This is a genomic window from Prodigiosinella confusarubida (assembly GCF_002847015.1).
In the GTDB taxonomy this organism is placed as follows: Bacteria; Pseudomonadota; Gammaproteobacteria; order Enterobacterales; family Enterobacteriaceae; genus Prodigiosinella; species Prodigiosinella aquatilis.
In genome coordinates this window covers 788,513-800,724 of record NZ_CP025085.1, presented here as the reverse complement: position 1 = coordinate 800,724, position 12,212 = coordinate 788,513, and the positions used below count along the sequence as shown (strand labels likewise).

The 12,212-nt window shown below is 49.1% G+C and carries 6 protein-coding genes, 4 tRNA genes and 3 rRNA genes; 1 reads left to right on the top strand and 12 read right to left on the bottom strand.

All coding sequences use genetic code 11. The annotated features are described in order from the left end of the window. Positions 1 to 57: 57 nt before the first annotated feature. The gene (locus CWC46_RS03705; RefSeq protein ID WP_021013544.1) at positions 58 to 396 is read right to left on the bottom strand and encodes a MaoP family protein; all 339 of its coding nucleotides are present in this window, start codon (positions 394 to 396) and stop codon (positions 58 to 60) included. 120 nt (positions 397 to 516) lie between these two features. On the opposite strand from CWC46_RS03705, the gene hdfR reads away from it, so the two are divergent. Then, positions 517 to 1,344, top strand: coding sequence for an HTH-type transcriptional regulator HdfR (gene hdfR, locus CWC46_RS03700; RefSeq protein WP_021013545.1), 828 nt, complete (start codon positions 517 to 519; stop codon positions 1,342 to 1,344). A gap of 19 nt (positions 1,345 to 1,363) precedes the next feature. On the opposite strand, the gene yjfF is transcribed toward hdfR, so the two are convergent. From yjfF to CWC46_RS03645, 11 genes are all read right to left on the bottom strand, one after another. Further along, positions 1,364 to 2,326, bottom strand: coding sequence for a galactofuranose ABC transporter, permease protein YjfF (yjfF, locus tag CWC46_RS03695; protein ID WP_021013546.1), 963 nt, complete (start codon positions 2,324 to 2,326; stop codon positions 1,364 to 1,366). Further along, positions 2,326 to 3,336, bottom strand: a complete 1,011-nt coding sequence (gene ytfT / locus CWC46_RS03690) for a galactofuranose ABC transporter, ATP-binding protein YtfT (RefSeq protein ID WP_021013547.1) — start codon at positions 3,334 to 3,336, stop codon at positions 2,326 to 2,328. Before ytfT ends, yjfF begins: the two co-directional genes overlap by 1 nt. Continuing rightward, positions 3,329 to 4,843, bottom strand: a complete 1,515-nt coding sequence (locus tag CWC46_RS03685; RefSeq protein WP_021013548.1) for a sugar ABC transporter ATP-binding protein — start codon at positions 4,841 to 4,843, stop codon at positions 3,329 to 3,331. The genes ytfT and CWC46_RS03685 overlap by 8 nt, the downstream gene beginning before the upstream one ends. Positions 4,844 to 4,927: 84 nt before the next feature. Further along, the gene (gene ytfQ / locus CWC46_RS03680; protein ID WP_021013549.1) at positions 4,928 to 5,884 is read right to left on the bottom strand and encodes a galactofuranose ABC transporter, galactofuranose-binding protein YtfQ; all 957 of its coding nucleotides are present in this window, start codon (positions 5,882 to 5,884) and stop codon (positions 4,928 to 4,930) included. 432 nt (positions 5,885 to 6,316) lie between these two features. After that, positions 6,317 to 6,392 (bottom strand) — tRNA-Trp (locus CWC46_RS03675). A gap of 8 nt (positions 6,393 to 6,400) precedes the next feature. Further along, positions 6,401 to 6,477 (bottom strand) — tRNA-Asp (locus CWC46_RS03670). A gap of 121 nt (positions 6,478 to 6,598) precedes the next feature. Continuing rightward, positions 6,599 to 6,714: ribosomal RNA gene (gene rrf, locus CWC46_RS03665) — 5S ribosomal RNA — on the bottom strand. A gap of 111 nt (positions 6,715 to 6,825) precedes the next feature. Further along, positions 6,826 to 9,835 (bottom strand): 23S ribosomal RNA (locus tag CWC46_RS03660). A gap of 199 nt (positions 9,836 to 10,034) precedes the next feature. After that, positions 10,035 to 10,110, bottom strand: a tRNA-Ala gene (locus tag CWC46_RS03655). Between the two features lie 100 nt (positions 10,111 to 10,210). Beyond that, positions 10,211 to 10,287 (bottom strand) — tRNA-Ile (locus tag CWC46_RS03650). 69 nt (positions 10,288 to 10,356) lie between these two features. Continuing rightward, a 16S ribosomal RNA gene (locus CWC46_RS03645) occupies positions 10,357 to 11,899 on the bottom strand. The 16S, 23S and 5S rRNA genes sit together here with 4 tRNA genes alongside, the layout of an rRNA operon. Positions 11,900 to 12,212 lie beyond the last annotated feature (313 nt).

Genomic DNA, 12,212 nt, shown 5'->3' with positions numbered 1-12,212 from the left:
TGTCACCCTGGGCCTTATGGGGGAAGAAATGGAAATGGGGCTTACGCCCCACGGTCATCAATCATCGCTTTCAGTATATTCTTCAACCGCATCCATCTGAGGCTTACCACCAGACAGCGTATGGAAACGTTTTGGACGACGAATACGATTCGTATATTTCATCCAGATTTTTTCCATTTCAGTTTCAGGTTGACGTTCATCACGGCAAACCGCAACAAATTTCACCTCATCTTCCGTTGCTGGCTGACGTTTACCCAGATCAAGCTCGTTAAGAGCGTGACCATACTTCTCCAGCAGTTGCGCTTCCTTTATCGTAAAGTCACCATGCCGGGAAAAACCTCGAGGATAAAACTTGTTATCAAAAAAACGACTGGTTGTTGAGAAGCTTTCTGCCATCTTACACGCTCCTAATTCTCATATGGTCATGCCGTTTATGGCGCGGAGTATTAGATAGGCTTGACTTTCTGTAAAACAAAACATTTAAATCATCACGACAAAATTTTTTTGGAGAAAGGCATGGACACCGAATTACTAAAAACCTTCCTGGAAGTTAGCCGGACAAGACATTTTGGTCGAGCGGCAGAATCACTCTATCTGACGCAGTCTGCAATCAGTTTTCGTATCCGCCAACTTGAAACCCAACTTGGTGCTAATTTGTTCACTCGCCATCGCAATAATATACGACTCACGCCAGCAGGAGAGAGGTTGCTGCCCTATGCCGAAAGCCTGATTGGTACCTGGCAACTGGCTAAGAAAGAAGTGGCCCGTTCACAGCAGCATAGTCAATTATCAATCGGCGCGACTGCCTCATTATGGGAGGCCTATCTAACACCATGGTTAGTAGCACTCTATCAACAGCGCCCACTATTGCAGTTGGAGGCACGTATAGCGCTTCGCCACTCATTAGTTAAACAATTGCATGAACGTCAACTGGACCTGCTTATCACCACCGAACCGCCCAAGATGGAGGAATTGGCCAGCCAGATACTGGGCAATTTTTCGCTCTCGTTGTTTACTGTCAAAGGGAATGAAACCAAAGAAGAGTTGCCTTACATCAAGCTGGAATGGGGAGCTGATTTTCACCAACAGGAAAGCCGGCTTTTACTCAGCGACCAGATCCCCACCCTCACAACCACATCAGCACACCTTACCCGTCAGTTACTATCCACTATCGGTGGGTGTTCATTTCTGCCCAGTCACTGGTCACAGGAATATCCAGAGTTACATACAGTGGGTGATACCTCTGCCATCACTCGCCCTTTTTATGCTGTATGGCTACAGAACAGCGATCAACAAGCGTTAATACGCCAGCTCTTAAAAACCCCCATTGATATCACTACCTAGCGCTAACGGGCGGTTCTGATTAAGCACGCCTGACTTGCCAAAACGTGCTTAACACTTTTTGCAAACCAATAAATGCAAACAGCAGAATGCCAATGACTATCTTGGTCCACCATGAGCTCAGCATACCATCAAAGGTAATATAGGACTGAATCAAGCCTTGAATCAGAACACCAAACAGTGTGCCCAATACCGTCCCCACACCGCCAGTCAACAAGGTTCCGCCGATGACGACAGCGGCAATCGCATCCAGTTCAACACCACTGGCAGCCAAAGCATAACCGGCAGAGGTATAAAGCGAAAAAATGATACCGGAAAGCACTGCCAGCGTACTGGACAACATATAAATCTGAATAGTGGTATGACGGACCGGAACCCCCATCAATTCGGCAGAATAACTATTGCCACCAATAGCATAGACCCGGTTACCAAATCGAGTACGGTGTGCCAATATCATGCCCAATGTTACAGTTATCAACATAATCAAGGCCAGAAAAGTAAACCGACCGCCACCAGGGACACGCCAGGCAAGGCTAGCCAGATAAGCGTAGATAGGATGATTAATGGGTAACGATTCTTCCGACACAATAAAGCTCATGCCACGGACAAAGAACATGCCAGCCAATGTGATGATAAATGCCGGCAGTTTTAACGTATCAATGATCCAGCCCATGAAAGCCCCAAACAGTGCCCCCATCACTAACACGATGGCAATAGCAAACAGAGGATCAAAACCATAACTGCCAATCAGTTTTGCCAGTAATACACCCGTAAAGGCAATCACCGAGCCCACCGAAAGATCTATGCCGCCAGACAGGATGACAAACGTCATTCCCACCGCCACAATGCCAAGAAAGGCATTATCAGTGAGCAGATCGCAAAATACCCTGGTCGATGCAAATCCCGGGAACTGACTCAGGCAAAACAGGTAACCAAGGATAAAAACCACAATCGTTATCAACAAAGGAAGATTTCGTTTCAACATTATCCTTGTCTCCTTAACAGACGGCGAAATGAGAAACGGGGCGACTGCATTACCAGTACTGCCAACACTACCAACGCTTTTAATACCAGATTGAATTCCGGTTGATAGCCAGACAGCAGGATGCCGGTATTCATACTCTGAATAATCAACGCGCCTACCACTGACAGCAGCAAGTTAAAACGACCACCCAACAACGAGCCTCCGCCGATAACTACTGCCAGAATGGCATCCAGCTCCAGCCACAGCCCCGCATTATTGGCATCCGCACCACGAATATCGGCAGTAACAATAATGCCGGCTGCCGCTGCACAGACACCACAAATCATATACACTACGATCAGTATCAGACCAGTATTTACCCCAGAATTACGGGCAGAACGCAGATTGATACCAGCCGCTTCAATGAATAACCCCAGTGCTGTTTTTCGCGCCAGTAACCACATCACCAGTAACATCAGGGCAGTAATAATCACCGGCATCGGCAGATAGAACAGTGCACCGCTGCCAAGCCAGGCAAAAGCCGGGTTGTCAAAAGTGATGATTTGCCCCTTAGTGATTAACTGGGCAATACCACGTCCGGCCACCATAAGCATCAGCGTCGCGACAATGGGCTGAATCTGTAATACAGCGACTAAAAATCCGTTCCACAGACCACATAATGCTCCAACCATCAACGTCGTCATCAATACAACGGATAGAGGTTGACCGGCATCCGTTAGTGTGGCAGCCGTAGCCCCAGCTATCGCCATTACAGCACCAACAGACAAGTCAATCCCCCCGGTAGCAATAACCAGTGCCATACCAAGCGCCAGAAGCGCTACAGGTGCACCACGGTTCAGAATGTCAATCAGACTGCCAAACAGACGTCCGTCTTGAACGTGCAGTGAAAAGAAATTAGGTGCAACCAGGCTATCAATCAGCAAAATTGCTACTAATGCCATCAGTTGCGGCACACCCTTAGAGAAGGTCAACCTACGTTTTTGGGCAGGGATAATTTTATTATCAGCCATCAGCAACTCCTGCTTGTGCCGCTATCGCCTGCATGATGGCGGCAACAGAAACATCTTCATGCTCAAGATGTGCCACATGTTGGCGATCCCGCAGCACCACAATGCGATCAGCATAACCCGTCAGTTCTTCCAACTCTGAAGAAATCACCAGCAGAGCCATCCCCTGTTCACATAATTTTTCTATCAAACGGATAATTTCAGCATGAGCCCCTACATCAATCCCACGAGTAGGTTCATCAAGGATAAGAAAACGAGGTTCTGTCGCTAGCCAGCGAGACAACAACACCTTTTGCTGATTGCCACCAGAAAGGTATTGAATTTCCTGCTCCGTTCCTGGAGTACGAATGCCCAACAGCTCAATGAATTTTTCCGCAATCCGGGTCTGTTCACGTAATGATATGGGTTTTAACCAACCACGCTGAGCCTGCAACGCCAGAATGATATTTTCCCGTACCGTAGCAGCACCGATGATGCCATCGGTCTTTCGATCCTCCGGACAATAACCTAATCCTAACTGACCAGCTTTACGGGGAGTCGTAATACGAACAGGTTGCCCATTAATTTTCGCCTGACCGCTATCTGGTGTAATAATGCCAAAAATAAGCTGTGCAGTTTCTGTCCGTCCAGAACCGAGCAACCCGGCTAATCCAACAATTTCACCTGGGCATATCGCCAAATCGAAATTATTAATAACACCATGGCGACCATAATTATTAAATTCCGCCACCGGCTCGCCCGTCACTAAATTATGCTCTCCACGCTTAAGCGTAGACTCATCAAAAGTATGTCCCAACATCATCTGGACTAACTCAATACGAGGTAATTCATCAGTCAGACGAGTTCCCACCAATTTACCGTTACGCAATACAGTAATACGGTCGCTGATGCGATAAACCTGATCCAGAAAGTGGGTGACAAAAATCATTCCAACACCTTGACTACGAAGTTTACGCAATATTTCCAGCAGCATATCAACTTCTTTTGCATCCAAACTTGCTGTCGGTTCATCAAGAATTAATACTTTTGCGGAAAGATCGATAGCTCGAGCAATTGAAACGATTTGTTGAATGGCAATAGAATATTTTCCCAGCGGCTGACTGACATCAATGTCTAAACCATAAATACTTAATAAATTTTCAGCTAGGTGAATAACCTGTTTTTGATCAACAATGCCATATTTGGTTGGCTCTCTACCGATAAACAAATTCGCAGCCACCGACATATTGGGAAGTAAATTAACTTCCTGATAGACGGTACCAATACCCATAGATTGAGCATGTGCAGTATTCACCGGATCAATGGCAACACCCTCCAGCAAAACCTCGCCTGTCGAACGATGATAAACACCTGTCAACGCCTTGATCAGCGTCGATTTCCCAGCACCATTTTCTCCCAGTAGAGCGACGATCTCGCCTCTGTCCAGTGTGAAATCGACATTTTCCAATGCTTTCACACCAGGAAACTCAACACTGATACCACGAACATCTAATAATCGAGCCGTTTCCATTGCCTCGCCTATTTCGCTGCGTCATAAGGTAAGAAAGTGATGGATAATAATAGCAATGGTGGGCTACCCCACCATTGCTGATAATTAATATCCCAGGTTCTTTTTAGATTCGTATTCCTGTTTTGCTGTATCAGGTAATAAGAGACGTGATTCCGTCTGAATAAATTTCTTGGGTTGTTTACCTTCCTTCTTCAAAGCCAAAAATGCATCAAAAGCTGGCCCTGCCATATTAGGCGTTAATTCTACTGTCGCATTCGCATCACCATTCATCATGGCTTTGAAAATATCAGGAACACCATCAATAGAAACAACCTTAATTTGCGAACCCGGCTTCAAACCCGCTTCTTTAATAGCTTGAATTGCACCGATAGCCATATCGTCGTTATGTGCATATACCGCACAAATATTTTTACCGTTCTGTTCTGCTTTGATAAAACTTTCCATGACTTCTTTACCTTTACTACGGGTAAAATCGCCAGACTGAGAACGGATAATTTTTACTTGTGGAGCCGCAGCGATAGCTTCTGCAAATCCTTTCTTGCGGTTTATTGCAACACTTGACCCAACAGTTCCCTGTAACTCAACAACGTTACAAGGTTTGCCAGCCATTGTTTTTACTAACCAGTCACCTGCCACTTTCCCCTCATAAACGCTATCAGAGGCAATAGCTGCTGTATAAAGTGATGGATCATTCACGTCTATCGTTCTATCCAACAAAAATACAGGGATCTTGGCTTCTTTAGCCTCTTGTAATACAGGTGCCCAGCCTGTTGCTACTACAGGTGCAATAAAAATGGCATCAACTCCCTGAGCAATGAAGGAGCGGACCGCTTTAATCTGATTTTCCTGTTTTTGTTGAGCATCAGCAATTTTTAAGGTGATATTCCGTTTTTCTGCTTCCTGTTTAGAGACTTTCGTTTCCGCTGAACGCCACCCTGACTCCGAGCCGATTTGAGAGAAACCTACCGTTAAAGATTGCGCCTGTGCCACACCACATAACACGGTACTTACAGTCATTGCTACCAATAAACGCCTGAACATATTTCACTCCTTCTGTGTAGTCTTACAGCTACTTAAGATCGCAGAGGTACAGTGTAGAGCCATAGCGTAATTGCCACAGCGCTACTAATATCAACAATATTTCGAGTAAGCAAACACAGCCCTTGTGACGATCATAACGATCGTTACCAGTTCCGAGCATAAAATAGTTGTAGTCGAATTATTAAGAAGTATGGATGAGCAAGCTCACAACCTGACATTACGATGATTTTGTGCATAATTACAGCTAAAAAGGTCTGTAGATAGAAACATCATCAGAACCAGTTGGTTATAACAATATTCAGTTATAAGGGATAATTAAATAATTAGAGGAGCAACAATTATGAAATTGATATCATATTCGATGCAATGCAAGCTGAGACATAAAATTCTAAACGAAAAAAACCCTTCACAATAATGTGAAGGGTTATTTCTTGGCAGGGGCGGAGAGACTCGAACTCCCAACACCCGGTTTTGGAGACCGGTGCTCTACCAATTGAACTACGCCCCTAAATAGGGTGGCGGAACGGACGGGACTCGAACCCGCGACCCCCTGCGTGACAGGCAGGTATTCTAACCAACTGAACTACCGCTCCACCGATTCTGCTACGTTGTATCATCCTGATACTTACCCCTCATCAGGGCTCACTTTCCGTGCTCAGAACTACTTCCGTAATTCTGTTGGCTATCAGATATCTCTGTTAGCACGTGTTTGATGCCTGGCAGTTCCCTACTCTCACATGGGGAGACCCCACACTACCATCGGCGCTACGGCGTTTCACTGCTGAGTTCGGCATGGGGTCAGGTGGGACCACCGCGCTATCGCCGCCAGGCAAATTCTGTTTCATCCCGACCGTCACACTTCCGCGCAACCATCAGAACCAATCTCGGAACATCGCTGAAAATATCTTTGCGTCTCTCGTCCAAAACACCTTCGGTGTTGTAAGGTTAAGCCTCTCGGGTCATTAGTACTGGTCAGCTCAACGCATCGCTGCGCTTACACACCCAGCCTATCAACGTCTTCGTCTTAAACGTCCCTTCAGGGGCCTTTAAGGCCCAGGGAAGACTCATCTCGGGGCAAGTTTCCCGCTTAGATGCTTTCAGCGGTTATCTCTTCCGCACGTAGCTACCGGGCAATGCAATTGGCATCACAACCCGTACACCAGTGGTGCGTTCACTCCGGTCCTCTCGTACTAGGAGCAACCCCCCTCAATCTTCCAACGCCCACGGCAGATAGGGACCGAACTGTCTCACGACGTTCTAAACCCAGCTCGCGTACCACTTTAAATGGCGAACAGCCATACCCTTGGGACCTACTTCAGCCCCAGGATGTGATGAGCCGACATCGAGGTGCCAAACACCGCCGTCGATATGAACTCTTGGGCGGTATCAGCCTGTTATCCCCGGAGTACCTTTTATCCGTTGAGCGATGGCCCTTCCATTCAGAACCACCGGATCACTAAGACCTGCTTTCGCACCTGCTCGAGCCGTCACTCTCGCAGTCAAGCTAGCTTATGCCTTTGCACTAACCTCCTGATGTCCGACCAGGATTAGCTAACCTTCGTACTCCTCCGTTACTCTTTGGGAGGAGACCGCCCCAGTCAAACTACCCACCAGACACTGTCCGCAACCCGGTTCACGGGCCCACGTTAGAACATCAAACATCAAAGGGTGGTATTTCAAGGTTGGCTCCACGCAGACTGGCGTCCACGCTTCAAAGCCTCCCACCTATCCTACACATCAAGGCTCAAGGTTCAGTGTCAAGCTATAGTAAAGGTTCACGGGGTCTTTCCGTCTTGCCGCGGGTACACTGCATCTTCACAGCGAGTTCAATTTCACTGAGTCTCGGGTGGAGACAGCCTGGCCATCATTACGCCATTCGTGCAGGTCGGAACTTACCCGACAAGGAATTTCGCTACCTTAGGACCGTTATAGTTACGGCCGCCGTTTACCGGGGCTTCGATCAAGAGCTTCGCCTTGCGGCTTACCCCATCAATTAACCTTCCGGCACCGGGCAGGCGTCACACCGTATACGTCCACTTTCGTGTTTGCACAGTGCTGTGTTTTTAGTAAACAGTTGCAGCCAGCTGGTATCTGCGACTGCGCAACGCTCCATCCGCCAGGGACTTCACCTCGCACAGCGTGCCTTCTCCCGAAGTTACGGCACCATTTTGCCTAGTTCCTTCACCCGAGTTCTCTCAAGCGCCTGAGTATTCTCTACCTGACCACCTGTGTCGGTTTGGGGTACGATTCGATGTTACCTGATGCTTAGGGGCTTTTCCTGGAAGCGTGGCATTTGTCACTTCGACACCGTAGTGCCTCGTCATCACGCCTCGGCGTTAATAGCGCTCCGGATTTGCCTGGAGCACCCACCTACACGCTTAAACCGGGACAACCGTCGCCCGGCCAACATAGCCTTCTCCGTCCCCCCTTCGCAGTAACACCCAGTACAGGAATATTAACCTGTTTCCCATCGACTACGCCTTTCGGCCTCGCCTTAGGGGTCGACTCACCCTGCCCCGATTAACGTTGGACAGGAACCCTTGGTCTTCCGGCGTGCGGGTTTTTCACCCGCATTATCGTTACTTATGTCAGCATTCGCACTTCTGATACCTCCAGCAATCCTCACAGACCACCTTCAACGGCTTACAGAACGCTCCCCTACCCAACAACGCCTAAGCGTCGCTGCCGCAGCTTCGGTGCATGGTTTAGCCCCGTTACATCTTCCGCGCAGGCCGACTCGACCAGTGAGCTATTACGCTTTCTTTAAATGATGGCTGCTTCTAAGCCAACATCCTGGCTGTCTGGGCCTTCCCACATCGTTTCCCACTTAACCATGACTTTGGGACCTTAGCTGGCGGTCTGGGTTGTTTCCCTCTTCACGACGGACGTTAGCACCCGCCGTGTGTCTCCCGTGATAACATTCTTCGGTATTCGTAGTTTGCATCGAGTTGGTAAGCCGGGATGGCCCCCTAGTCGAAACAGTGCTCTACCCCCGAAGATGACTTCACGAGGCGCTACCTAAATAGCTTTCGGGGAGAACCAGCTATCTCCCGGTTTGATTGGCCTTTCACCCCCAGCCACAAGTCATCCGCTAATTTTTCAACATTAGTCGGTTCGGTCCTCCAGTTAGTGTTACCCAACCTTCAACCTGCCCATGGCTAGATCACCGGGTTTCGGGTCTATACCTTGCAACTTGACGCCCAGTTAAGACTCGGTTTCCCTGCGGCTCCCCTATTCGGTTAACCTTGCTACAAAATATAAGTCGCTGACCCATTATACAAAAGGTACGCAGTCACCCCACCCCAAAGCACTCACCGCTTGTCTTGTGTGTTGGGCGTCGCAAAAGACGCGCCGCCACCGCGATGCTGCTGTTGCGCTGCCTTCATCACCAGAGAATGCTTTGGTGGTGGGGCTCCCACTGCTTGTACGTACACGGTTTCAGGTTCTGTTTCACTCCCCTCGCCGGGGTTCTTTTCGCCTTTCCCTCACGGTACTGGTTCACTATCGGTCAGTCAGGAGTATTTAGCCTTGGAGGATGGTCCCCCCATCTTCAGACAGGATATCTCGTGTCCCGCCCTACTCGTCGAACTCACAGCAAGTGCATCTTTGTGTACGGGACTATCACCCTGTACCGTGCGACTTTCCAGACGCTTCCACTGATGCACAAACTGATTCTGGTTCTGGGCTCTTCCCCGTTCGCTCGCCGCTACTGGGGGAATCTCGGTTGATTTCTTTTCCTCGGGGTACTGAGATGTTTCAGTTCCCCCGGTTCGCCTCATGTCACTATGGATTCATGACATGATAGTGTGTCGAAACACACTGGGTTTCCCCATTCGGGTATCGTCGGGTATAACGGTTCATATCACCTTGCCGACGCTTTTCGCAGATTAGCACGCCCTTCATCGCCTCTGACTGCCTAGGCATCCACCGTGTACGCTTAGTCGCTTAACCTCACAACCCGAAGGTGTCTTTTTCAAAAGAGCAAGACCACCTCGCGCTGCGATTATTTGAGAGACTCTGATACAGCCAACTCCCGCCATCAAGGCAGGTTTCGCTGTATCGTTTCAATTTTCAGCTTGTTCCAGATTGTTAAAGAGCAAAATACTTCACAGCATACTGTTGCCAATATACTCTGAAGTCTTTTTTTGTATGGTGGAGCTATGCGGGATCGAACCGCAGACCTCCTGCGTGCAAAGCAGGCGCTCTCCCAGCTGAGCTATAGCCCCATCGCATGAAAACCTTTACACAAATTTCCGTCAGGCAAGGCCTCATTCTCGACACAGACTCTCGCCCGTGACAAAAACACAACACAGCATGGAAAGAAATTGGTAGGCCTGAGTGGACTTGAACCACCGACCTCACCCTTATCAGGGGTGCGCTCTAACCACCTGAGCTACAAGCCTATAAAGGTATTTCTGCTCGTACTTCATCAGACAATCTGTGTGAGCACTTCACACAACGGCTATCTTTGGTAAGGAGGTGATCCAACCGCAGGTTCCCCTACGGTTACCTTGTTACGACTTCACCCCAGTCATGAATCACAAAGTGGTAAGCGCCCTCCCGAAGGTTAAGCTACCTACTTCTTTTGCAACCCACTCCCATGGTGTGACGGGCGGTGTGTACAAGGCCCGGGAACGTATTCACCGTAGCATTCTGATCTACGATTACTAGCGATTCCGACTTCATGGAGTCGAGTTGCAGACTCCAATCCGGACTACGACGCACTTTATGAGGTCCGCTTGCCCTCGCGAGTTCGCTTCTCTTTGTATGCGCCATTGTAGCACGTGTGTAGCCCTACTCGTAAGGGCCATGATGACTTGACGTCATCCCCACCTTCCTCCGGTTTATCACCGGCAGTCTCCCTTGAGTTCCCGCCATTACGCGCTGGCAACAAAGGATAAGGGTTGCGCTCGTTGCGGGACTTAACCCAACATTTCACAACACGAGCTGACGACAGCCATGCAGCACCTGTCTCTCAGTTCCCGAAGGCACGAGTCTGTCTCCAGTCTCTTCTGAGGATGTCAAGAGTAGGTAAGGTTCTTCGCGTTGCATCGAATTAAACCACATGCTCCACCGCTTGTGCGGGCCCCCGTCAATTCATTTGAGTTTTAACCTTGCGGCCGTACTCCCCAGGCGGTCGACTTAACGCGTTAGCTCCGAAAGCCACGGCTCAAGGCCACAACCTTCAAGTCGACATCGTTTACAGCGTGGACTACCAGGGTATCTAATCCTGTTTGCTCCCCACGCTTTCGCACCTGAGCGTCAGTCTTCGTCCAGGGGGCCGCCTTCGCCACCGGTATTCCTCCAGATCTCTACGCATTTCACCGCTACACCTGGAATTCTACCCCCCTCTACGAGACTCTAGTCTGTCAGTTTTGAATGCAGTTCCCAGGTTAAGCCCGGGGATTTCACATCCAACTTAACAGACCGCCTGCGTGCGCTTTACGCCCAGTCATTCCGATTAACGCTTGCACCCTCCGTATTACCGCGGCTGCTGGCACGGAGTTAGCCGGTGCTTCTTCTGCGGGTAACGTCAATGAAACACTCTATTAAAGTGCTCCCCTTCCTCCCCGCTGAAAGTACTTTACAACCCGAAGGCCTTCTTCATACACGCGGCATGGCTGCATCAGGGTTTCCCCCATTGTGCAATATTCCCCACTGCTGCCTCCCGTAGGAGTCTGGACCGTGTCTCAGTTCCAGTGTGGCTGGTCATCCTCTCAGACCAGCTAGAGATCGTCGCCTAGGTGAGCCATTACCTCACCTACCAGCTAATCCCATCTGGGTTCATCCAATGGCGTGAGGCCCTAAGGTCCCCCACTTTGGTCTTGCGACGTCATGCGGTATTAGCTACCGTTTCCAGTAGTTATCCCCCTCCATCAGGCAGATCCCCAGACATTACTCACCCGTCCGCCGCTCGCCGGCGGGGAAGCAAGCTTCCCCCCGCTGCCGCTCGACTTGCATGTGTTAGGCCTGCCGCCAGCGTTCAATCTGAGCCATGATCAAACTCTTCAATTTAAGATTTGTTTGATGTGCTTCCGAAGAAGCGATGCTCAAAGAATTTATAACTGTCTATTCGTAATGAATTTACTGTCAGTCACTCTTCAAGTCTTTTCGTATTGATTACGATAGGGTCCTGTGAGTGCCCACACAGATTGTCTGATTATATTGTTAAAGAGCAGGACCACCTTTTCGTGGTCGCGGGCCGCATATACTATGCGTTTCCGCTAGAAAGTCAAGTAATACAAACTCTAATTCTTACTGAAACCACCACAACATCATCGCTGTTGCCGTGTCAGTGGAGGCGCATTATAGGGAGTTCTTTTCCTCT

What these genes read in the sequence shown, in the direction of transcription:
- hdfR (WP_021013545.1), top strand. Translation starts at nt 517, where the DNA reads ATGGACACCGAATTACTAAAAACCTTCCTGGAAGTTAGCCGGACAAGA.
- CWC46_RS03685 (WP_021013548.1), bottom strand. Translation starts at nt 4,843, where the DNA reads ATGGAAACGGCTCGATTATTAGATGTTCGTGGTATCAGTGTTGAGTTT.
- CWC46_RS03705 (WP_021013544.1), bottom strand. Translation starts at nt 396, where the DNA reads ATGGCAGAAAGCTTCTCAACAACCAGTCGTTTTTTTGATAACAAGTTT.
- ytfQ (WP_021013549.1), bottom strand. Translation starts at nt 5,884, where the DNA reads ATGTTCAGGCGTTTATTGGTAGCAATGACTGTAAGTACCGTGTTATGT.
- ytfT (WP_021013547.1), bottom strand. Translation starts at nt 3,336, where the DNA reads ATGGCTGATAATAAAATTATCCCTGCCCAAAAACGTAGGTTGACCTTC.
- yjfF (WP_021013546.1), bottom strand. Translation starts at nt 2,326, where the DNA reads ATGTTGAAACGAAATCTTCCTTTGTTGATAACGATTGTGGTTTTTATC.